We start from the raw sequence: 22,781 nt of genomic DNA, 5'->3' as shown, positions 1-22,781 counted from the left end.
CGTGATACCTTTCATTACTCGCTTATACTCCAATTATCGAAACTCACTTATCACATTGAAAAAATTATAATTTTTAAAATTTCAATAAAATTTTGGTTGATCATCATATGGGTACTAAACAGCCCAAAATAAAATAGCCAGCAATTGAGGTGAAATAATTCTTAAAAACATCGCTAATGGATAAACCGTTGCATAAGATAATGCCGGAGCACCGCTGGTCGAATGTATATTATTTGCGAATGCTAATGCAGGAGGGTCTGTCATGGAACCCGCTAGCACTCCACAAAGGCTTAAATAGTTCATTTTGCCAAAAATTCGAGCTACTACACCTGTAATAAACAACGGTACAAACGTAATCAATAACCCATAGCCAATCCAAGTCAACCCATCACCTTTAATTAAAGTATCAATGAAGCCACCACCAGAATTGAGCCCTACCACTGCAAGGAACATGACAATCCCTAGCTCCCTTAACGCAAGGTTAGCACTCGGAGGCATAAACCAATATAAGCGCCCAATAGTCCCTATACGACCAAGAATTAATGCAACAACTAGTGGGCCTCCTGCTAGTCCAAGTTTCAACGCTGCTGGGAAACCAGGAACAAAAACGGGTATTGAGCCCAGCACAACCCCTAGCCCGATTCCAAGGAACACAGGTAACATTTGAACTTGCTGTAGTTTTTGTTTTGCATTACCTAATAAAGCGGTGACTGCTTCAATTGATTCAGGCCGACCAACAATATTTAAAATATCGCCAAATTGTAAAACTGAATTGTTATTAGCAACTAAATCAATACCCGTACGGTTTAATCGTGTCACAACAACGTCATATTTTTGTTTTAAATTTAAGTCCTTAAGCCTTTTACTTAGTACAGCATCATTCGTCACAACCACACGAACGGAATGTAAAATAGAGCTTGATGTAGACAGAGATGCATCAACTTCTTCGCCTAATATTAAGCGAACTTTATTTAAATCATCTTTTAAACCAACAACGTGCAATAAGTCACCTAAATGTATTTCTGTTGTGGGTTGAGGAACAACGAGCATATCTCCGCGTTTTAATCTTGAACAAACAATCGCTTCGCTACCAAGTAGTGGGATGTCTTGCATAATTAAGCCATCAAGATTGGCGTTACGAATGGCAATATTCATAGTCTGCAGAGAGTCGCGCTGTTGAAAAGAGGAATTATTAAATGCAGAAGCTTCTTTTTCTACTGAAATTCTAAAGATGATGCGTACTAACCACATCACCAGTAAGATGCCACAAATTCCCATAGGGTAAGCCATGGCGTAGCCCATTCCCATTTGGCCAATTAGATTAGGGTCAGAGCCTAAGTCAGTTAAAATTTGCTGACCAGCACCTAAAGATGGCGTATTCGTTACTGCCCCTGAAAAAATACCTAAGATAATCGGCAATGGAATATTTGCGACTTTATATATGATTGCTGTTACCACCGCACCTAAGACAACAACCATCAACGCGAAACCATTTAGTTTGAGACCAGAAACACGTAGAGAGGAGAAAAATCCAGGTCCAACCTGAATACCAATCGTGTATACAAACAGTATCAAGCCAAATTCTTGAATAAAATGCAGCATGTCTTTATTCAGTTGTAAGCCGTAACTTTGAGCAAAATGCCCAACGATGATCCCCCCAAATAGGACACCACCAATTCCCAGCCCAACACTACGGATCTTCCAATTACCAATCCATAGCCCTAAAGCAGCAGCTAACGCCAACAAACTTACAGTAAGAGCTAATTCACTCATAGACCGCATCCTTTTGACGACAAGTTACCCGTTAAACACACCCAAATAGGTGATAAAACATACTACTGAATCGATTATGCCAAATAGCATAAGGGTAATATGTGCCATAGAGCACAGTTCAGAATGAATAAATGATCTATTTTTTTAGAATTTTCAAACTGATAACAAATATAAAATAGTATGTCTTTATTTCTTAACGTTATTTATTATTCATCTAATAGATACTGAAGACAAACATTTTTAGTTAATAGATACAAGTAAACTATTAACTAAAAAAATACATACGGTTAAATAAAATAATAATATGATACTATTATTGTGAATTTCTTGTTTTTCGTTATTATAAGTCAATATTAGGAATAACAAGCTAAATACAGGTTAACAACGTCTATGCCGAGTTTAATTTCAATACGATTATGTTTCCTTATCGCACCGCTTATTTTGAGTGGTTGCTCGAGTATTATGACTCATGCAGGCCCATCAGAAGGTTATTACCCTGGTTCGAAAAATAGTATTAAAATGATTAAAGATGATGAAACTGGCTGGGTTGTTAAGCCTTTGCTTGCTATTGATTTACCTTTCTCTGTTGTTATGGATACTCTTTTAATTCCTTTAGATTACGCGAAATCGGGTAATGATGATAAAGCTGGTTCACCAAAAAAACGCCTAGAAGAACTTGAAAAGAAAGATAAAACTAAAAAATAATTTAGGTTAAATCAAACGTTTGTAATTAAAATTTTACTGTGTAATAAATGTATTTACTAATACATTATTTTTAATCTAAGATCTGAGTAATCATTTATATAATACTTCTTTAATTATTATCTTATTTTGATAAGAACCATTTTTAACTAAATATTTTATTTATAAGTTTCTTTGTACTCAACATATGAATAATTAGCAATTAAGTGTTCTAAATACCAATTAGAGCCAAATCAAAACAATTACGAATAGAAAAGTTAACCAGAATTTTTGTACCCGTAATTGTAATAATCTAATTATTGCATTTACCGATTTAAACCGGTTTCTACTGTATAAATTTGCCTAAATCCATCAATATCACGCATAAATGCGATCAACTCATCATTAGGTGAAAATACAACTGCATCAACAACAGGGGCAAGCTCAGTCCGTTGCGTTAATTTTTGTATGGCTCCGGTCTCGACATGACAATACATGACACTATTGTCACGAATAAAGCAAATGTTCTGACCTTTACTATCCCAGCTAAAAGCAGACTGAATGAGTGAAGAACCATGCGTTATTTGCCTTTGTATTCCAGTTAGCGTATCAACTAACCATAACTGAGCATTACCGCTATCATCATTCATTAAACAAGCGATCGATTTACCATCTGGCGAAGTTCTAAGCCAATGCCTAGGGGTTTTTGATAAACCAGGAAATTTTCTATTGTACGTATAGGTTAAGCGCCTTTGCTGTATACCTTTTGGTGGAGAAGGCATACTGGATTCTGTTCCTTGGATAGGTAATTCCCCCGCAACCATGTAATCCTCCGGCTGTGAAGGCAGATCGACAATGTAGATCTCAGGAATAATTTCTCCATCTGTAGAATGAGTATCGCCAATAAACACCAGCGCTCTTTCCTGCCACTTTCCATTCTCTTTTTGATAGCCTTTTTGGCCAACCCAACCCTCTTCATATGCACGGCTTATTTCATCGCTGCTTGGTTTAGGTTGTTGCGTTGTTCGCGTCACAACACAACAAAAGTAATCGCCATTATATTCTCGAAAATGTTTTTTAGGGCTCACATTAACGGGCCCAATAGGCACTGCAATTGCAACATTTCGTTGGTCTAATTGCACATCTAATTCATGCATTACGTGGTCGTTATAGGTAAAACTCAGCCACTTTCCGTCTGGACTATAAACATGGACATGAGTGCCTCCACGTAATGCACCCACTAAATAAGGAGGGGTAATACACATTGCATCAATTGGGTGAGCTACGTTTAATTGCTCTTCTTTGACATACACCCCTCTTCGATGGTGAAAGTCATATTGCCACTGTTCATCTGGATGCTCAGGACCATGGATAAAAGCATATTGAATTGGTGGTTGAGGACTTACCGTTACCACCCCAACGTGAGCCCCATGGCTTGCGTGATAAATTTCAACGGTCTGTAATGTTTTTACATGAATTTTTTCTATAGATAAACCAGTAAAAGAACTACCGTTTGGTCGTATATCATAAGCTAACCATTCGCTATCTGGAGTCCAAACATTAATGTTCGTTAGTTGATGGCTTCGCTCATCGTATGTTAAACGTGTTTCTTTATAGGGCAATTTATTATTCAATCTGTTATCCTTTGACATCATTTAATATCGCTATCGGATTATTTTAACTAATCTAGTTTAGTCAATACTAGAAAATCTCAGTCGAGAAGTTTCACAAGTAATATTACCCTTTAGCAATAACCTTAGTCTTGAACAAAACTACCATGTTATTAAGTGTACTTTATATTATTGGTATCACCGCAGAAGCCATGACTGGAGCACTTGCAGCTGGCAGGCGAAAAATGGATGTCTTTGGCGTCATCATTATTGCATCTGCGACGGCAATCGGTGGTGGTTCCGTCCGTGATATCTTACTTGGCCATTACCCCTTAGGTTGGGTGGAACACCCTGAGTATATCCTGACTGTTGCAGGCGCCGCTATTGTGACAATTTGGATAGCGCCTATGATGAAACATTTACGCCGATTATTCCTCATATTAGATGCTATCGGGCTCATTGTATTTTCTATACTCGGTGCCCAAATAGCCCTCGATATGAACTATAGCCCGATCATCGCTGCCATCGCAGCAGTGATTACAGGTGTTTTTGGTGGCGTGCTAAGAGACATGCTGTGCAACACAATCCCTTTAGTTTTCCAAAAAGAGGTCTATGCTGGTGTCTCTTTCGCCGCCGCTTGGATCTATATCGGACTATTACAAACCCCTCTACCTAAAGATATTGTGGTAATTATCACACTCGTTGTTGGCTTAAGTGCAAGGCTAATAGCCATTCGTTATCGTCTTGGTTTACCTATCTTTAATTACGAAAATCAAGATTAGCCTCACTGTTTCAGCCATTAATCGTTTGCTATTGATGGCTGAGTAGCTTGCATATCTGACAAAATTCGCAAAATAGATTGAATTTCCGGTTCCGCTAACCATTTAGCTAATTTTTTCTTTTGCAGCTCAGTCAAATTTATACTGTTAACCCATGAAGAGTCATACAGCATACCTATATCATTCACCCTTTCTATTTGTAATTTAGGTAGTGGAATCGCTAGGCCTTTTAACCACAGCGAAATAGGTTGAGCCTTTGCCATTTTCAGTTGCTTTACTAACATTTGGTGCTTTTTACCTTTAGGTAAATCGTTTTGCCATTGTTCTGACAACCAAGTTGTTAGTTGAGTAAGATTATGCCTCTCAGCCCACTGGCGCCATGTAGCTTCATTTATGCCTCGAATACTGAGTTGTTTACCTAGCCATGTTAACCTTGCGACAAATTGCTGTGAGCAAGACTCCGTATAAGCCAGGCAACTGAGTGCATGAAATTGCTTGAATGTTGATACATTTGGATATTCGCGCTTCTCTCGCCGCCAAACAACTTCTTCAATCTTTGGACTTCCAAGCCCTGAAAGAGAGACAAGTATTTTATCTCCAACAATTAAATCTCGTTTTTCCCATGATGATAACGAGCCAGCATTTACCTTTGAAATAGTTTTTGAGTCAATATTGATGGGGGTTATCTCGGTAACGACACTAACCCTTCCTGTTCTACCTATATTAAATTTGAGTTTAGTGACCTCTGATAACACACTACGTAATGGATATTTCCAGGCAATTGCCCAACTATTTTGTTTTGATTGCCAAGCTGATGCCGCTGGCGCTGGAAAATTTTTAAGTACTACACCATCAGTAGCAAATGGTAGTTGACCTTGATAATAGTATTCCCTCAGTTGCTTAGCTTGGGTTTTATTTTCAACTTTATGGTTATATTGCTCAGCTAACGGAAAACCTATCTCAGAAAGTAGTGTTAACTGTGTTTTTGGATTAGCATCTCCCGCAGGCCATGCCCAAATAAAAATACCAATATTTTCTTCGGGAACGGTTGGGGTATTTTTTCGCATTAACCACCCCGCAATTTTATTACGAGCGTTTACTCCCCCACTTTTAGCTTGAATATGCCCATTCATACGCCAAAATAGTTCACCTTGAAGGACTAACATCCCTGAATATTTAATTTGTTTAGGTATCGCAGGAATAAAGTCTGCTTTTGCTCGCCACTCTATTCCTTCAATGCTATTTCCTCGGCTAATCATAGAAACAAGCTTCCCATTCTTATAAACCAACGTTACCGCTACACCATCAACTTTAGGTTGCAACCAAATATTTTTACGTGTTTTTATCCAGTTATAAACCTCTAATTCATTGAGTTTCTTCAACCCTGTATGAGGAATAGGGTGTGTAGCTAACTTTGATTTTTCAGGTAGTTGTACGTCTGGTAACACTTCAGGGAGTTGCTGGCATCGCTGTAAAGAACGCCACAAATTAAAGAGCTGATCATAAGCTTCGTCACTAATGGAACTGCTACCAGCCAAACGGTAAGTTTGGTTCCACTGCTGTAATTGTTTACCTAGCCGATAACTCTCCTGCCTTATTATTTTACTATTTTGTTCTGCACACTGTTCATTAATAGCACCTTGCAGCGATGCTTGGGCAATATTAATACATACCATTACCCCAACGATTAACCCACCTAACCTATAAGCTGACGCTAACCAATAACCATACAAAATATAAATCATAACTATTCCTTGTTATAACTATTCCCAGTTATTACTAATCCCAGTTATTACTAATCCATTGGGATGCCATTCCTTTAAAGTATTTTGCCCTCATTCGCTAAGCATGAAACAACTTCCCTTACTCTGCCTCCGTAAAATGAATTATTTGTAAAAAGCTTCGCAAAACGAATGTTGCTTTCATGAGTAATAAGTTAATTTCTCGAGTCTGTTCACAATTTAGTTACTAATCAAATTCATTTAATTAAAATTCATGATTTATTGATATCGCTGCATGTTGATGCAAGTCCGTGTATACTATGTCGGGTTTATCGCCATCTTTTATGTTTAATCCTCGACTATTCAAGAAATCATCATGATACAAGGCACGTTATATATTGTTTCTGCCCCTAGTGGTGCAGGGAAATCAAGTCTGATTCAGGCTTTATTAAAAACACAACCACTGTATGACACTCAGGTTTCCGTTTCTCATACAACTCGAGCTGCACGACCAGGAGAAGTTCACGGCGAGCACTATTTTTTTGTATCTGAAACTGATTTTTTACAAATGGTCGACAAAGGTGAATTCCTAGAACATGCATGCGTTTTTGGGAATTATTATGGGACGTCAAAACCCATCATTGAAGATGTATTAAACAGCGGTGTTGATGTTTTTCTTGATATCGATTGGCAGGGAGCGCAGCAAATTAGGGCTACAATGCCTGAAGCACGCAGCATTTTTATTCTCCCACCATCAAAAGATGAACTTTATCGTCGCCTAAGAGGGCGCGGACAAGACAGCGATGACGTTATTGAAAAACGTATGTCACAAGCAGTAGGTGAAATTGAACATTTCAACGAGTATGATTACCTTATTGTTAATGATGATTTCAATACCGCGCTGAGCGATTTACAATCTATCATCCGTACTGAGCGTTTAAAGTTAGAGCGTCAAGTTCAGCGACATGATGCTTTAATCAGCAAATTACTAGCAGACTGAGCATAGTTTCAGTATCATATCAGGTCATTTTTTTATTTCTTTGGAGTAGCACACTTATGGCACGCGTAACTGTTCAAGACGCAGTAGAGAAAATTGGTAACCGTTTTGACCTCGTATTGGTTGCGGCACGTAGAGCTCGTCAGTTACAAACGGGTGGAAAAGACCCTTTAGTTCCTGAAGAAAATGATAAATATACTGTTATCGCATTACGTGAAGTAGAAGAAGGTTTAATCAACGGTCACATTTTAGATGTGCGTGAACGCCAAGAACAGCAAGAGCAAGAAGCGGCTGAAATGCAAGCAGTTTCTGCAATCGCTGAAGGTCGTCGCTAATCACTAAGGTGGGTCTGCCTTGTATCTGTTTGAAAGCCTTAATTTAGTCATTCAAAAGTATCTTCCTAAAGAACAAGTTGAATTACTAAGAAAAGCCTATGTTGTTGCACGGGATGCCCATGAAGGACAGACCCGTTCGAGTGGTGAGCCCTATATTACTCACCCAGTTGCTGTTGCTTGTATTCTTGCTGAGATGCGTTTGGACCATGAAACACTTATGGCAGCGCTACTTCATGATGTGATTGAAGATACTCCAGCGACATTTCAAGATATAGAAGAATTGTTTGGTACCACCGTCGCCGGTCTCGTTGAAGGTGTATCCAAACTAGACAAGCTCAACTTTCGCGACAAAAAAGAAGCTCAAGCAGAAAACTTCCGCAAAATGATCATGGCAATGGTAAAAGATATCCGTGTCATTTTGATAAAACTGGCAGACCGCACTCACAACATGCGCACGTTAGGGTCACTTAGGCCCGATAAGCGTCGACGCATTGCACGTGAAACCCTTGAAATATATAGCCCGTTAGCCCACAGGCTAGGTATACACCACATTAAAACAGAGCTTGAAGAGCTTGGTTTTGAAGCGTTATATCCCAACCGTTATCGTGTTATTAAGGAAGTCGTCAAGGCTGCTCGCGGTAACCGAAAAGAGATGATCCAAAAAATTCTTTCGGAAATTGACGGTAGGCTAACCGAGGCAGGTGTTCCTTGTCGCGTAAGTGGCAGAGAAAAACACCTTTATTCCATCTATCGCAAAATGCACCAAAAAGAGCAACGCTTCCATTCCATTATGGATATCTATGCTTTTAGGGTAATTGTGAAAGATGTGGATACTTGCTACCGCGTTTTGGGTCAAATGCATAGCTTATACAAACCGCGCCCGGGGCGTATCAAAGACTATATTGCCATCCCTAAAGCCAACGGCTATCAATCGCTACATACCTCTCTCATTGGGCCACATGGTGTGCCTGTCGAAGTGCAAATTCGCACAGAAGACATGGACCAAATGGCTGAGATGGGCGTTGCTGCGCATTGGGCCTATAAAGAGCAGGGAGAACAAGGTACTACTGCACAAGTTAGAGCTCAACGTTGGATGCAAAGCCTACTTGAGTTACAACAAAGTGCAGGTAGCTCATTTGAATTTATTGAAAGCGTTAAATCGGATCTATTTCCAGATGAAATCTACGTTTTCACCCCTGAAGGCCGCATTGTGGAGTTACCTACTGGTGCCACACCTGTTGACTTTGCCTACGCGGTGCACACAGATATTGGTCATGCTTGCGTGGGCGCACGCGTTGATCGCCAGCCTTACCCGCTTTCGCAATCCCTGACTAGCGGCCAAACTGTCGAAATTATTACCGCACCTGGCGCACGTCCAAATGCGGCATGGCTCAATTTTGTTGTCAGCTCAAAAGCACGAGCTAAAATTCGCCAGTTATTGAAAAACTTAAAACGTGAAGACTCTATTAATTTAGGTCGTCGTTTACTCAACCATGCCCTAGGGGCAGGAAATAAACTCACTGATATCCCTCAAGCCAATATTGATGCAGAATTAGCCCGTATGAAGCTGCATTCTATCGATGATTTGCTTGCTGAAATTGGGTTGGGTAATGCCATGAGTGTGGTTGTTGCACGTAATTTACAAAACAACCCACAAAATACACCGGAAGAACAGGCCGTTGTCGAAAGCCGCAATAAACTATCCATTAAAGGGGCTGATGGCGTTCTTATTACTTTCGCAAAATGTTGCCGTCCAATTCCCGGTGACCCAATTGTTGCGCATATTAGCCCTGGAAAAGGTCTGGTTATCCATCATGAGTCTTGCCGTAACATCCGTGGTTACCAAAAAGAACCCGATAAATTTATGGCCGTAGAGTGGGATAACGACACAGATACTGATTTCATTGCTGAAATTAAAGTCGATATGATTAACCATCAAGGTGCTTTAGCGAATTTAACTGCCGCTATTAATGATGCCAATTCAAGTATTCAGAGTATGAATACAGAAGAAAAAGATGGCCGTGTATATTGTGCCTTTATTCGCCTTACGACTAAAAACCGTGTTCAATTGGCAAACGTAATGCGGAAAATCCGTATTATGCCTGACGTTCTACGTGTTAGCCGAAACCGTAATTAACGACCATACCTAATTAATAACTATGAATGAACGCCGCTATCGCCGCATTTGCCAAATGATGGCGATGCGGCAGCCCGACCTAACTCTCTGCCTCGAAGAAATTCATAAACCGCATAATGTTTCTGCCATTGTACGCAGTGCCGATGCCGTAGGGATCCATCAAATTCATGCTATTTGGCCTGACCAACAAGTCAAACTGTCCGTTTCTTCTGCTGCAGGGAGTAATAGCTGGGTTAAAATTATTTCACACACATCCACCGAAGAAGCAATTTCCCAAATAAAATCACAAAACATGCAGGTTTTGGCAACTAACTTGTCGGAACATGCCGTTGATTTTCGTGAAATTGATTATACTTTGCCAACTTGTATTATGATGGGACAAGAGAAAACCGGGATTTCACAACAAGCCCTCGCATTGGCTGATAAACACATTATCATTCCAATGGCTGGCATGGTGCAATCTTTGAATGTTTCCGTCGCTTCTGCGTTGATTTTATATGAAGCCCAAAGGCAACGGCAGCAAGCGGGTATGTACGAGCGTGAACATTGTCTACTCTCACCTGATGAGCAACAAACCTGGTTATTTGAAGGCGGTTATCCTGTACTGGCTGAAGTTGCTAAACGTAAGGGACTTCCTCGCCCATTTATCAATAACCAAGGGCAAATTGAAGCTGATGACACGTGGTGGGCGCAAATGCAATTAACCGAAAAAATGAAAAGACAGCAGTTTGGTTAAATAAAAGGAAATAATATGAATAATGGGCTACTTGATACCATTTCACTGACTTCATTGCACGGAATTGGAGCAAGCCAGTCAGAAAAAATGCGTAAAATCGGTTTGAACACCGTTCAAGACCTTCTTCTCCATTTTCCTTTGCGCTATGAAGACCACACCCGTCTATATCAAATAAAAGATCTCCTACCCGGCACGACTGCAACGATTACTGGTGAAATACTGCAAACTAAAGTCGTATTTGGCCGCAAAAGAATGATGACCTGCTTAATTTCCGATGGCACAGGCAACCTCACTTTACGTTTTTTTAATTTTTCAGCGGCAATGAAAAATAACTTAGCGGAAGGAAAACAGGTCACTGCCTATGGGGAGGTTCGCAGAGGAAATACAGGGCCAGAAATAATTCACCCTGAATATAAAGTTTCGCAAGATACTAGCAATATCAGCTTGCAAGAGAACTTAACACCCGTTTATCCAACCACTGAAGGTGTTCGCCAAGTGACTTTACGTAAAGTCATGGAGCAAGCGCTAGGATTACTCGATAGTGGGAACATAAAGGAGTTATTACCGGAAGAACTTAGCCGGGGCATGATAAGCTTACCAGATGCCATTCGCTTATTACACAACCCTCCCCCGAATGTTGCTTTGAGTGAACTTGAAAAAGGACACCACCCAGCTCAAAAACGGTTAATCCTCGAAGAGCTACTCGCTCACCATCTCAGCATGCTAGCCATCCGTGCAGGCAACGAACGCCTATATGCTGAACCTTTAGTGACAAGTGGTCAGTTAAAATCTCAGTTACTCGCGCAATTACCGTTTTCACCAACAAATGCACAAAACCGTGTTGTTGGCGAAATTGAAGCAGACCTCGCTAAAGACGCCCCTATGATGCGCTTGATTCAAGGGGATGTGGGATCAGGGAAAACTCTCGTTGCAGCCTTAGCAGCCGTTTGTGCCATCGAGAATGGCAAACAAGTGGCTTTGATGGCTCCTACCGAAATTCTTGCAGAGCAACATGCCAATACGTTCAAACAATGGTTAGAACCTTTAGACATTAAAGTCGGTTGGCTCGCAGGTAAACAAAAGGGTAAGGCACGTCAGGCACAGCAAGATGCTATCGCAAATGGAGAAGTTGCGATGATAGTGGGAACACACGCTATTTTCCAAGAGCAAGTGAGCTTTAAAGCTCTGGGGCTTGTTATAATTGATGAGCAACATCGCTTTGGCGTTCATCAGAGGCTCGCTCTGCGTGAAAAAGGTGAACAACAAGGGTATCACCCTCATCAATTGATCATGACCGCTACGCCAATCCCACGTACATTGGCGATGACAGCTTATGCAGACCTAGATACCTCCGTTATCGATGAACTTCCTCCAGGTCGAACGCCTGTCACCACTGTCGCCATACCAGACACTCGCCGTAACGATATTATTGAACGCGTTCGTCAAGCCTGTATTGAAGAAGGCCGCCAAGCCTATTGGGTCTGTACGCTCATTGAAGACTCGGAATTATTAGAAGCACAAGCGGCTCAAGTGACCTGCGAAGAGCTCACACTGGCATTACCTGAATTGAAAGTAGGGTTAGTTCATGGTCGGATGAAACCTGCTGAAAAACAAAGTATTATGGCAGCCTTTAAAAGAAATGAAATTCAGCTGCTTGTCGCTACAACGGTCATTGAAGTCGGCGTTGATGTCCCTAATGCAAGTTTAATGATTATAGATAACCCTGAGCGCCTTGGCTTAGCTCAGTTGCACCAACTAAGAGGGCGAGTCGGCCGAGGAGCTATCGCATCTCACTGCGTATTACTGTACAAAACCCCGCTAACCCATACCGCGAAACAAAGACTACAAGTGTTGCGAGACAGCAATGACGGCTTTGTTATCGCACAAAAAGATCTCGAAATTCGTGGGCCTGGGGAATTATTGGGTACTAGGCAAACAGGAAATGCAGAATTTAAAGTTGCTGATTTATTACGTGACCAATATATGTTGCCAGAAGTGCAACGCCTTGCACGCCATATTCAACAAAATTACCCCGAGAATGCGCAACAGCTTATTGAGCGTTGGTTACCTGAGCGAGAACAATACAGTCACGCTTAAATCTTATATCTTCTTTTTATCCGTTCCTTAAAATGAAAATTGCCGTGAATATTTTCACGGCAATACCTGCTTTACTTGATTTATTATTAAATAAAAACTACCCAGCAATCGTTGGGAATATTGGCAACATTAAATACAATTTAATGACTATCGCATTAACAATATCAATAAAGAAAGCCCCAACCATTGGTACCACAAGGAACGCAAGATGGGATGGACCCAACCTATCCGTTACTGCTTGCATATTCGCAATTGCTGTTGGTGTAGCCCCAAGACCAAAGCCACAGTGACCAGCGGCTAAAATAGCAGCATCATAGTTCTTGCCCATCACACGGAAAGTGACAAAAATAGCGTATCCCGCCATCACACAGGCTTGTACTGCAAGAATGACAATCATTGGAATTGCTAATGACGCCAATTCCCATAACTTCAAGCTCATCAAAGCCATCGCTAAGAATAACGATAGGCTGACGTTCCCCATAACAGAAACTGCGCGGTCAAACACGCGATAGAAGCCAAGGATAGAAAGGCTGTTACTTAAAATCACCCCAACAAATAATACACACACAAATTTAGGTAACGCGAACACCGTGTCAGCGAGCTGACCTGCAATAAAGCTCCCCACCAATAGGCAAATAGCGATCAATGCAATAGTTTCAATTAAAACCATTGAAGTGATCATGCGGCCGGATTGTGGCTTTTCAAATGCAGTTGGAACGTCTTTATCATCTTCAGCCGTTCCAGGCGTTGGGATATTACGCGTTAGAAAACGTGCAACAGGTCCACCGATTAAACCACCAAGAACTAACCCAAATGTAGCACAAGCCATTGCAACTTCTGTTGCACTTTGGAAACCATAATTTTCAGTGAAAATTTTCCCCCATGCCGCACCAGTTCCATGACCACCGGATAAGGTAATTGAGCCAGCTAACAGCCCCATGAGAGGGTCTAATCCCAATAATTCAGCAAGAGCAATCCCTACTGTATTTTGGACAAGTAATAAACCGACAACTACAAAAATGAAGATAAACAATGCCTTACCGCCAGCCTTCAAGCTTGCAAGGTTGGCATTAAGACCAATTGTGGCAAAAAATGCCAGCATCATAGGTTCTTGCAGTGATAAGTCAAAAGAAAGGCTCCAGTCAAATAATTGTTTAAGCAATAAAAGACTAAAAGCAACTAACAACCCACCCGCAACGGGTTCAGGGATTGTATATTTTTCAAGAAAAGGGACTGATTTGACCAGTTTACGCCCAAGCAATAATACTAAGGTAGCTGCTACCAGTGTACCGTAGACATCGAGATGATACATTCACGTACCTCGTCTGTTGTTAAAATTATCAAAAACTAGTAAGACGTTAATTTCTTCCTTAAAACGCCAAAAGCAGGTTATAGGATTAGAAAAAAAAACTGTTATAAATACAAGTTAAAAGATATAAAAATGTGACAGCCTTATTTAACATTGATCAATATTTTTTACGCGCAAACGATTGCTTTTTAAATTCCTCGCATTACAATGCGTTTTTTGTTGGCGAGAAATGAAGGCAATGAATACTGCGACGTCTGAAAAACAAACTACTGAAGCGACCACACAAACGCAAAGCGAACTCATCTACAAATTAGAAGACCGCCCACCGCTGCCGCAAGCCTTGTTTGCTGCCGGGCAACACCTTCTTGCGATGTTTGTCGCAGTTATTACCCCTGCAATGCTGATTTGCCAAGCTTTGGGGCTACCAGCCCACGACACTCAGCGCATCATCAGTATGTCTTTATTTGCCTCCGGTATTGCCTCTTTAATTCAAATTCGCGCGTGGGGCCCTATTGGCTCAGGCCTGCTTTCGATTCAAGGAACCAGTTTTAACTTTGTTGCACCTTTAATTATGGGAGGTGTTGCACTCAAGCAAGGTGGTGCTGATATCCCATCCATGATGGCAGCTTTGTTTGGTACTTTACTCGTCGCCGCACTCACTGAAGTCATTCTTTCACGCTTCTTACATTTAGCACGTCGCGTTATCACACCATTGGTCTCTGGCGTGGTCGTGATGATTATTGGATTGTCCTTAATTCAAGTGGGATTAACGTCCATTGGTGGTGGCTATGGTGCTATTAGTGACAATACTTTTGGTTCCCCTGATTACTTGATTTTAGCGGGGATTGTATTAGCCGTTATTATCCTCTTGAATCGCCAGAAAAACCCTTACTTGCGCGTTGCTTCTCTCGTCATCGCGATGGCGGTTGGCTACCTTGCCGCTTGGTGGATGGATATGTTGCCAAATGCGCAACCCGTGGAAGCCAATCAGCCAATTATTACTGTCCCTGAGCCTTTTTATTATGGCTTATCATTCGACTGGAACCTGTTGATCCCATTAATTCTTATTTTTATGGTGACTTCCTTAGAAACGATAGGTGATATTACCGCCACTTCTGACGTATCAGAACAACCTGTTCGTGGCCCTTTATACATGAAACGAATTAAAGGTGGCGTACTCGCCAATGGTTTGAATTCAATGGTTTCTGCGGTATTTAATACTTTCCCTAACTCTTGCTTTGGGCAGAACAACGGTGTTATCCAATTAACTGGGGTGGCAAGCCGCTATGTCGGCTACATTGTCGCTTTAATGTTGGTGTTATTAGGGTTGTTCCCTGCCGTTGCAGGCTTCGTGCAGCAAATTCCCGAACCTGTGCTGGGCGGAGCAACCATTGTGATGTTTGGTACCATCGCCGCTTCAGGTGTAAGGATAGTCTCTCGCGAGCCACTCAATCGCCGTGCAATTATGATTATCGCCCTTTCTCTCGCAGTGGGTATGGGCGTTTCACAACAACCTTTGATTTTACAATTCGCACCTGACTGGCTAAAAACATTATTTTCTTCGGGGATTGCTGCGGGTGGTTTAACTGCAATTGTTCTGAATTTAGTCTTCCCTCTCGAAAAATAATCTTTCATTCTAGCCGCCAGTGTTGAACATTCTGGCGGTTTTTCTGTATGCTATCCTTAAATTGTCGCTATATTAGACGGTTTCTTTTTGTGTCTATTCGTCCACAAACCAAAGGAGCAGTAAACTGTGAAATGGTTAATCAAATTTACTACCTATGCACTTTTGTTACTGCTGCTATTGTTTATTTTTACTTATATCGGGCTACAAACCCGTTGGGGTGCATCCTACTCCAGTCAATTTTTAAGTAAATTTACCGACTACGATATTGATGTAGGAATTATGGGACATGAGTTTTCTAACCCCGGTGAATTCATTTTCCAAGATGTTAAATTAACGTCTAAAAACAGCGATCTCTCTTTAGATTCACGACAAGTCGTAATTGATATTAATTGGCGAAACCTATTTAGCGGTACGGCTATCAAACGTTTAGTTATCACTCAAGGAACATTATCGACAACCGTCTTACCAAATACGGTGCTGTTCCCTATTTCTGCAAATATTTTGCAATTTGAAAATAGCCAAATTACGCTTAAAAAAGACAACGATACTGTGCAAGTCACTGGCTTCACGGGAGGAATTACCCCTTGGAAACCAGCCGAAAAATCCCCTTTTGGTTACGGTGATTTTCGATTTACCTCTAACCAATTAAAATTCAATGGCCTTTCCTTCAAGAATGTTGCCATTACTGGTAAATTGCAGCAGCAAGGAACAGAAATAAGCCAAGCAAGTGCCTACTTAAATAATGGCTATATTGCGGGTGCTGGGAAGGTACTTAGCGATGGCTCTATCATGGTTGACTCCCTCACCATGAATAAAGTCGGCTGGGAAAATAATGTTGATTTCGATTCACTATTTGATGCAATAACGAGTGAAAAATCGCTGCAGGTCAAACAGGTAGAATTAACCAACGTTGATATCCAAGGAAGGGATTGGGCACTTTCTGGCTTAAGTACCGAAATTGACCAACTCAGCTTCTTAAGAGGAAGCTGGACTAATCCCAAAGGCAATATTAGCTTTAATGTCGACCAATTCGTCGTAAAAGACCAGCAACTGAGTACCTTAATTGGTGAGCTAAGTATCAATGGCGACAGCCTTAATATCAATAAGTTATCGGGTTACTATAATAAAGGTGTCTTTAATCTCAGTGGGTCTTGGCAACGTAATGATCAAATACTAACCATTGACGAAGGTAAACTCGCGGGTATCTTATATACCTTACCTGAAAATTGGTTGTCCTTCTTCGCAGAACCAACCCCAACGTGGTTATCTGGTTTAAACATCAAAAAGTTCACCCTTTCTCAATCACTTTTGATGAATATCCAGGCACAATTTCCTTTCGAATTGACCGCTCTAAGCGGCAATATCGAAAATGTCGATTTGATTAAACAAAAACAGTGGGGAATTTGGAGCGGTAAAGCGACATTTACTGCAGATAGCGGCACAATCAACCAAGTTCTCGTACGCCGGCCATTTATTGAAGTACGTCAAAGTGGTAAATCCTCAGCGGCGGTGAGCTTAACGGTCAGTACCGATAAAGGCATCAGTAAAATTGGCTTGCTGGTAAAGCAAGAACCGAAAAAAGTTCCCTTTTTACTGAGAGCATCAGGTTCTAATATTGACCTCGTTGATTTAAATCAATGGGGTTGGACAGGCTTCCCCGCTCAAGTCATCGGTGACTTTGATGCAACATTACAAGGTGATTTGCTCGCCCCATCAGTGGAAAAAAGTTTGAATGGGGAATTGATGGCCATACCATTGCAAGGTAAACGTCTATTCCGTACTGTTGTGAACGGGGTTGTCACCTCTTCAGTAGAGTCCGAAACCGATTTGCAGCCTACTGAGCCTTCTTTGGCAGAACCGCTCCCCGCACTTAGCAATTAATAAAAACTGTCAATTCATAGAAATACAAAAGGCAGGTCAATCGAACCTGCCTTTCTTTTTTAATATTCAATGGGTAACTTTACTTGGCTGTTTCTACAGGTAACACCATATAAACACCGCTGAATACAGCGCCTACTTTACCATCAGGGTTACTAACCTCAACGTTCAGTTTTACTCGCGCCTTGCTACCTCGCGCTAAGCGGTCAAGGTCACCGCTCATATTGGCTAAGTCCGCAGTTGCTGTCGGCCTACCGCTTACTGGCTTACCATAACGAATACTGGCATCGACTAGCACAATATCACCACCAAGCTGGTGTTCTTGCATTAATAGCCAAATCAGCCCCCATCCTGTTAGGGTAGCTAATGAAAATTGGCTCCCTGCAAATATGGTTTCATGAGGGTTTTGGTTGCCCGCTTCTGGCATGGTGGTAATAAAACGAGTTCCTGTGTATTGGTCGATTCGGACACCCATTTTTTCACTCAATGGAATATACTTATACCAGGCTTGTTGTAACTCGCCACACCAGTCTGGGCGATGCAGAATTTGGTCTAATGTCTCAATGGGTTTGATCATCAAGTAATGGCGCACTGGCGTTTTTAGCTGCCCTGCTACTTGCCCTCGATTTTCAAACCCCATTTTATTGAAAAATGGAACTGCTTCTTCACGAACGCTTGATACAATGCGTTTTACCCCTTCTTGCCGAGCAACAGATTCCAGCGCCATGATAATCAACTTACCAAGCCCTTTTCCCTGCATTGCCGGGTTAACGGCTAAGAAACGAATAGCGCCTTCGTTGTCAGCATTAATATACAAACGACCAATGGCAAGAATACGGTTTTTATCATCGACGACCATTTGATGGTGTGCCGTTAAGTCATAGCCATCTTTTTCAGAACCTAGGGGTTGATTAAACGGTTTTCGCAACATTTCCCAGCGAAAATGGTAATAAGTTGCAAATTCAATATCGTCTTTCGGTGTACGTAAATGGTACATCGCTTCCCCCTTTAAAAATGGACTCACACTTGTAGCCAGAAGGTGACAGGGCCATCATTGGTTAAATTCACTTGCATGTCAGCGGCAAATTCACCCGTTTGTGTTTCAACCCCTTGTTGGCGACTTTGTTCAACAAAGTATTGATACAAAGTATCTGCCCTTTCAGGTTCTGCCCCCCCTGAAAAACTAGGCCGCATACCTTTTTTGGTATCAGCTGCTAAAGTAAATTGAGAAACCACCAGCAAGCTACCACCTGCTTGTTGAACATTGAGATTCATTTTCCCTTGTTCATCACTAAAAATACGGTAGCCTAATACTTTTTCACACAAACGTTTGGCTTTCTGTTCATCATCATCTTTTTCAACACCAAGCAAAACCAGCAGCCCAGCATTTATTTGTCCTACTATTTTCTGATCAACAACTACACTCGCATGAGTGACTCTCTGGATTAATGCAATCATGATGACTCTTTACAAAAAGATGGAGCAACGTTAGCCGTTGCCCCACTATAAAATCAGGATATTATTCAACTTCTGCACTAAAATCGTAAGTGCGGAAATATTCAGGAATGGTGTCTTTATTCACAACATGAATACTGCGAATACCAAGGGCTTCTGCGGCTTTTATATTTTCTTCGACATCATCAAAGAAAATAGCATCTGCAGCATCAAACTCTTCGGATTGCAGTACATATTTGTAAATTTCAGGATCAGGCTTACGCATGCCTAAATCTTGGGATAAATATAAGAAATCGGAGGAAGCTGCAATTTCTGGGTAGTGTGCTGGCCAGTAGTCGAGATGTAGGCGATTAGTATTCGATAAAACGACCACTCGGTGCCCTTGTTCACGCAGGCGTTCCATAATATCAATAACTTCAGGTCGTAACGAAATAAAAATAGCGTGCCAGCCTTCAGCAAAGTCTTCAAAGCTTAGTGTAATGTCCATTTCTTCACAAAGCAGCTCAGCAAACTCGATGTCTGAAATTTTTCCACACTCATGTAATTGAAAGATATTACCAAAAGTAAAACGTGATTTGATTTCTTCACTTGGTGTGCCGCTGAGTTCAGACCATTTATCAAATACACGATTAAAGTCGATATCAATAATCACATTACCCATATCGAAGATATACAGCATAAATTTTCCTCATTGTTATTCACTAAATTTACTTTAATCATTATTCGGGCAACTGAACAGCCCTAATTAGTGATAATTCACGTTATTTTGTCAATTTATCGATTAAGCAATCCACACTTAGCGCAATTAATGAGCAGAAAACCAGCCGATTTATTCTGTTATCGAGAAAACGCTTTTTATCCCAAAGGTGCTATTTCACACCACACTCTCGGTTTTTGATACTAAATGTTAAGTCCCACTATCGGCTTTTTGCATAATGGCTTGTACGTAGCAAGTTACACATAAGCAATGTGAGCTGATATCAATGCATTATCAGTAATAAATAAATCTTAAAATATAAAAGCCAGACTATGAAAATAGATAAAACAATCTCTTGGCCGATTGCTATTCTATGGGGAAGTTTATTTTTAATTCCATTATTTAATTATTTCCCTCTGAATTTCAATATCGACCTTACAACAAAAGTTATTGAACATTTTCAATCCGCCACTCTAATTTTTTGTGTCTTTTTCACTTGGTTTTATATGAGACCATTACAGCAAAAAAGTCAGGGAATGAAATTATTTTGGTTATGGGCAACTATCTGGTGGGTAACATTATTTGGCAGAGGAACAAATTGGGGACGAGAATTTTTCCCTAATCTGGATCACACTTATTTCAGGCTAATTTCTATTACCTTGATTAGCAGTTTAGTTTTGATGCTATGTGCTTCACCATTAAGAAAAAGTATTGTTTTTCACCTAAAAAACACGGCTATTCCACTTTGGAGCCTACTACTAACCCTGTGTGCTTTTTTAATTTCAGACAGTGTTGAACACCATAGGTTTCTCAGTTCAGTTTTTCTATATCATTCTGAACTTCAAAGCCTTATCGAAGAATTGTACGAAATCCCTTTAATTATCGGACTATTTATTTCATCACTGTATTTTATGAAAAAAGATAAGCCTTTATAAATAAGTAAGGCGCCGAAAGGCGCCTTACTACACTCATAACTACAATAAAGTAATAAACAACATTACATCATGGTAATTAGTCTTCTTTAGAACGGTTTGCACGGCGGCGATCGTTCTCAGTCAAATGACGTTTACGCAGACGAATAGACTGCGGAGTCACTTCAACTAATTCGTCATCATCAATGAACTCAAGAGCTTGTTCCAGAGTCATTTTAATTGGTGGTGACAGAGTTGTCGCTTCATCAGTACCTGACGCACGCATGTTAGTCAGTTTTTTACCAGTTAAGCAGTTAACAGTTAAGTCGTTAGAACGTGAGTGAATACCAATGATTTGGCCTTCATACACTTCAGCACCGTGACCCAAGAACAGCTTACCACGGTCTTGCAGGCTGTACAGTGCATAAGCAACCGCTTTACCTTGTCCGTTAGAGATCAGAACACCGTTTTGACGGCCACCGATTTCGCCTGGGCGAACATCATCGTAATGGCTGAACGTTGAGTACAGTAAACCAGTACCTGATGTCATTGTCATGAACTCAGTACGGAAGCCAATCAGACCACGGCTTGGAATGACGTAATCAAGACGTACACGGCCTTTACCGTCTGGCATCATGTCACGCAGGTCGCCTTTACGCTCACCTAATGCTTTCATGATGTCGCCTTGATGCTGTTCTTCAACGTCTAACGTCACTTGTTCGAACGGCTCTTGTTTACGACCCTCGATTTCACGAATGATAACTTTTGGACGAGATACGGCTAATTCGAAACCTTCACGACGCATGTTTTCAATCAGAACAGATAAGTGAAGCTCACCACGACCAGAAACGCGGAATGCATCTGGGTCTTGAGTTTCTTCAACGCGTAGTGCAACGTTGTGAACCAATTCTTTATTCAAACGGTCAAGGATCTGACGTGAAGTCACGAATTTACCTTCTTTACCACAGAATGGTGAGGTGTTAACACAGTAGAACATGCTAACTGTTGGCTCATCAACCGCTAATGCAGGCAGTGCTTCAACGCTACCGACTTGGCAAATGGTGTCAGAGATATTCAGTTCACCCAAACCGGTCAGAGCAACAATGTCACCCGCTTCCGCTTGTTGTGAGTCAATACGCTCTAAACCTAAGTGAGTCAGAACTTTACCAATTTTACCGTTACGAGTTTTACCTTCGCTATCGATAACCGTTACTTGTTGGTTAGGCTTAACAACACCGCGTTTGATACGACCAATACCGATAACACCTAAATAGCTGTTGTAATCCAATTGCGAAACTTGCATTTGGAATGGACCATCGATATCTACCGCTGGTGGCGCAACGTGTTCCACGATAGCTTCGTACAGTGGAGTCATGTCTTCAGCCATGTTTTCGTGGTCAAGACCAGCAATACCGTTTAATGCAGATGCATAAACGATAGGGAAATCGAGTTGCTCATCCGTTGCACCTAAGTTCACGAATAAGTCGAATACTTGGTCAACAACCCAATCAGGACGTGCGCCTGGGCGGTCAACTTTATTGATAACAACAATAGGACGTAAACCGTGGTCGAACGCTTTTTGCGTTACGAAGCGAGTTTGTGGCATTGGGCCATCCATCGCATCAACAACCAGCAGTACACAGTCAACCATAGACATAACGCGCTCAACCTCACCACCGAAATCGGCGTGACCTGGGGTGTCTACGATATTGATATGATAACCATTCCATTGGATAGCGGTATTTTTAGCAAGGATAGTAATACCACGCTCTTTCTCCAAGTCATTGGAGTCCATAACACGCTCATCAACAGTTTCACGTTCACCGAACGTGCCTGATTGCTGCAATAATTTACCAACCAGTGTGGTCTTGCCATGGTCAACGTGAGCGATGATGGCGATGTTTCTTAAATTTTGAATTGACAAGGATTTTTACCGTTTAATTGACAGGAAAGGAATATGCTTACTGAGCCGTTATTCACACCCAAAACATACTTTCTACGTTAATTTGCTGTTATTTTACACGTTTTTCCGCACAAG

Annotated in this window: 18 protein-coding genes; 10 read left to right on the top strand and 8 right to left on the bottom strand. The window is 41.2% G+C overall.

Annotated features, from left to right (window positions below):
* Nucleotides 1–114 precede the first annotated feature (114 nt).
* The gene (locus FVA69_RS01330; protein ID WP_109912882.1) at nt 115–1,773 is read right to left on the bottom strand and encodes a putative transporter; all 1,659 of its coding nucleotides are present in this window, start codon (nt 1,771–1,773) and stop codon (nt 115–117) included.
* A gap of 462 nt (nt 1,774–2,235) precedes the next feature.
* On the opposite strand from FVA69_RS01330, the gene FVA69_RS01325 reads away from it, so the two are divergent.
* The gene (locus FVA69_RS01325) at nt 2,236–2,478 is read left to right on the top strand and encodes a YceK/YidQ family lipoprotein (RefSeq protein WP_336431824.1); all 243 of its coding nucleotides are present in this window, start codon (nt 2,236–2,238) and stop codon (nt 2,476–2,478) included.
* 302 nt (nt 2,479–2,780) lie between these two features.
* On the opposite strand, the gene FVA69_RS01320 is transcribed toward FVA69_RS01325, so the two are convergent.
* Nucleotides 2,781–4,109 (bottom strand): DUF3748 domain-containing protein, encoded by a 1,329-nt coding sequence (locus tag FVA69_RS01320; protein WP_164528281.1) that lies wholly within the window; start codon nt 4,107–4,109, stop codon nt 2,781–2,783.
* Nucleotides 4,110–4,231: 122 nt separating this feature from the next.
* On the opposite strand from FVA69_RS01320, the gene FVA69_RS01315 reads away from it, so the two are divergent.
* Complete coding sequence (locus FVA69_RS01315; RefSeq protein ID WP_004266070.1) at nt 4,232–4,846, top strand: trimeric intracellular cation channel family protein; 615 nt, start codon at nt 4,232–4,234, stop codon at nt 4,844–4,846.
* Nucleotides 4,847–4,863: 17 nt separating this feature from the next.
* Here FVA69_RS01315 and ligB read toward each other — a convergent pair whose 3' ends face one another.
* Nucleotides 4,864–6,588 (bottom strand): NAD-dependent DNA ligase LigB, encoded by a 1,725-nt coding sequence (ligB, locus tag FVA69_RS01310; RefSeq protein WP_164528280.1) that lies wholly within the window; start codon nt 6,586–6,588, stop codon nt 4,864–4,866.
* Nucleotides 6,589–6,940: 352 nt separating this feature from the next.
* Between ligB and gmk the strand changes: the two genes are divergently transcribed.
* Genes gmk through recG form a run of 5 tightly spaced genes read left to right on the top strand, consistent with a single transcriptional unit; the run spans nt 6,941 to nt 12,866 of the window.
* Nucleotides 6,941–7,564, top strand: a complete 624-nt coding sequence (gene gmk / locus FVA69_RS01305; protein ID WP_004266082.1) for a guanylate kinase — start codon at nt 6,941–6,943, stop codon at nt 7,562–7,564.
* 56 nt (nt 7,565–7,620) lie between these two features.
* On the top strand, nt 7,621–7,896 hold the full coding sequence (gene rpoZ / locus FVA69_RS01300) for a DNA-directed RNA polymerase subunit omega (RefSeq protein WP_004262665.1): 276 nt from the start codon (nt 7,621–7,623) through the stop codon (nt 7,894–7,896).
* Between the two features lie 19 nt (nt 7,897–7,915).
* A complete protein-coding gene (spoT, locus tag FVA69_RS01295; protein ID WP_004266083.1) occupies nt 7,916–10,033 on the top strand; it encodes a bifunctional GTP diphosphokinase/guanosine-3',5'-bis pyrophosphate 3'-pyrophosphohydrolase in 2,118 nt (705 codons plus the stop codon).
* Between the two features lie 22 nt (nt 10,034–10,055).
* Nucleotides 10,056–10,769, top strand: coding sequence for a tRNA (guanosine(18)-2'-O)-methyltransferase TrmH (gene trmH, locus FVA69_RS01290; RefSeq protein WP_109912877.1), 714 nt, complete (start codon nt 10,056–10,058; stop codon nt 10,767–10,769).
* 15 nt (nt 10,770–10,784) lie between these two features.
* On the top strand, nt 10,785–12,866 hold the full coding sequence (gene recG / locus FVA69_RS01285; protein ID WP_004266086.1) for an ATP-dependent DNA helicase RecG: 2,082 nt from the start codon (nt 10,785–10,787) through the stop codon (nt 12,864–12,866).
* Nucleotides 12,867–12,963: 97 nt separating this feature from the next.
* Here recG and gltS read toward each other — a convergent pair whose 3' ends face one another.
* Nucleotides 12,964–14,178, bottom strand: coding sequence for a sodium/glutamate symporter (gene gltS / locus FVA69_RS01280; protein ID WP_004266088.1), 1,215 nt, complete (start codon nt 14,176–14,178; stop codon nt 12,964–12,966).
* A gap of 235 nt (nt 14,179–14,413) precedes the next feature.
* Between gltS and FVA69_RS01275 the strand changes: the two genes are divergently transcribed.
* Nucleotides 14,414–15,802, top strand: coding sequence for a uracil-xanthine permease family protein (locus tag FVA69_RS01275; RefSeq protein ID WP_004266089.1), 1,389 nt, complete (start codon nt 14,414–14,416; stop codon nt 15,800–15,802).
* Nucleotides 15,803–15,928: 126 nt separating this feature from the next.
* Entirely contained in the window at nt 15,929–17,683 is a 1,755-nt protein-coding gene (locus FVA69_RS01270; protein ID WP_164528279.1) for an AsmA family protein, read from the top strand.
* A 79-nt stretch (nt 17,684–17,762) separates the two neighbouring features.
* Here the strand turns inward: FVA69_RS01270 and fabY are convergent, their stop codons facing one another.
* From fabY to yihX, 3 genes are all read right to left on the bottom strand, one after another.
* Complete coding sequence (gene fabY / locus FVA69_RS01265) at nt 17,763–18,677, bottom strand: fatty acid biosynthesis protein FabY (protein WP_004266091.1); 915 nt, start codon at nt 18,675–18,677, stop codon at nt 17,763–17,765.
* A gap of 23 nt (nt 18,678–18,700) precedes the next feature.
* Nucleotides 18,701–19,138: a D-aminoacyl-tRNA deacylase gene (gene dtd / locus FVA69_RS01260; RefSeq protein WP_004266092.1), complete on the bottom strand. Its 438-nt coding sequence runs from the start codon at nt 19,136–19,138 to the stop codon at nt 18,701–18,703.
* A 61-nt stretch (nt 19,139–19,199) separates the two neighbouring features.
* Nucleotides 19,200–19,814, bottom strand: a complete 615-nt coding sequence (gene yihX, locus FVA69_RS01255; protein WP_004266093.1) for a glucose-1-phosphatase — start codon at nt 19,812–19,814, stop codon at nt 19,200–19,202.
* A 350-nt stretch (nt 19,815–20,164) separates the two neighbouring features.
* Here yihX and FVA69_RS01250 point away from each other — a divergent pair, with 350 nt between their 5' ends.
* The gene (locus tag FVA69_RS01250; protein ID WP_109912874.1) at nt 20,165–20,767 is read left to right on the top strand and encodes a hypothetical protein; all 603 of its coding nucleotides are present in this window, start codon (nt 20,165–20,167) and stop codon (nt 20,765–20,767) included.
* Nucleotides 20,768–20,843: 76 nt separating this feature from the next.
* Here FVA69_RS01250 and typA read toward each other — a convergent pair whose 3' ends face one another.
* The gene (typA, locus tag FVA69_RS01245) at nt 20,844–22,667 is read right to left on the bottom strand and encodes a ribosome-dependent GTPase TypA (RefSeq protein WP_164528278.1); all 1,824 of its coding nucleotides are present in this window, start codon (nt 22,665–22,667) and stop codon (nt 20,844–20,846) included.
* Between the last annotated feature and the right edge of the window lie 114 nt (nt 22,668–22,781).

The organism is Providencia sp. PROV004 (assembly GCF_011045615.1).
Lineage (GTDB): Bacteria > Pseudomonadota > Gammaproteobacteria > Enterobacterales > Enterobacteriaceae > Providencia > Providencia rettgeri.
This window is presented reverse-complemented; position numbering and strand designations above follow the sequence as displayed.

Bases quoted from the DNA above. Each gene is read 5' to 3' on its own strand.
- FVA69_RS01330 (WP_109912882.1), bottom strand. From the start codon at position 1,773: ATGAGTGAATTAGCTCTTACTGTAAGTTTGTTGGCGTTAGCTGCTGCT.
- FVA69_RS01325 (WP_336431824.1), top strand. From the start codon at position 2,236: ATGACTCATGCAGGCCCATCAGAAGGTTATTACCCTGGTTCGAAAAAT.
- FVA69_RS01320 (WP_164528281.1), bottom strand. From the start codon at position 4,109: ATGATGTCAAAGGATAACAGATTGAATAATAAATTGCCCTATAAAGAA.
- FVA69_RS01315 (WP_004266070.1), top strand. From the start codon at position 4,232: ATGTTATTAAGTGTACTTTATATTATTGGTATCACCGCAGAAGCCATG.
- ligB (WP_164528280.1), bottom strand. From the start codon at position 6,588: ATGATTTATATTTTGTATGGTTATTGGTTAGCGTCAGCTTATAGGTTA.
- gmk (WP_004266082.1), top strand. From the start codon at position 6,941: ATGATACAAGGCACGTTATATATTGTTTCTGCCCCTAGTGGTGCAGGG.
- rpoZ (WP_004262665.1), top strand. From the start codon at position 7,621: ATGGCACGCGTAACTGTTCAAGACGCAGTAGAGAAAATTGGTAACCGT.
- trmH (WP_109912877.1), top strand. From the start codon at position 10,056: ATGAATGAACGCCGCTATCGCCGCATTTGCCAAATGATGGCGATGCGG.
- recG (WP_004266086.1), top strand. From the start codon at position 10,785: ATGAATAATGGGCTACTTGATACCATTTCACTGACTTCATTGCACGGA.
- gltS (WP_004266088.1), bottom strand. From the start codon at position 14,178: ATGTATCATCTCGATGTCTACGGTACACTGGTAGCAGCTACCTTAGTA.
- FVA69_RS01275 (WP_004266089.1), top strand. From the start codon at position 14,414: ATGAATACTGCGACGTCTGAAAAACAAACTACTGAAGCGACCACACAA.
- fabY (WP_004266091.1), bottom strand. From the start codon at position 18,677: ATGTACCATTTACGTACACCGAAAGACGATATTGAATTTGCAACTTAT.
- dtd (WP_004266092.1), bottom strand. From the start codon at position 19,138: ATGATTGCATTAATCCAGAGAGTCACTCATGCGAGTGTAGTTGTTGAT.
- yihX (WP_004266093.1), bottom strand. From the start codon at position 19,814: ATGCTGTATATCTTCGATATGGGTAATGTGATTATTGATATCGACTTT.
- FVA69_RS01250 (WP_109912874.1), top strand. From the start codon at position 20,165: ATGAAAATAGATAAAACAATCTCTTGGCCGATTGCTATTCTATGGGGA.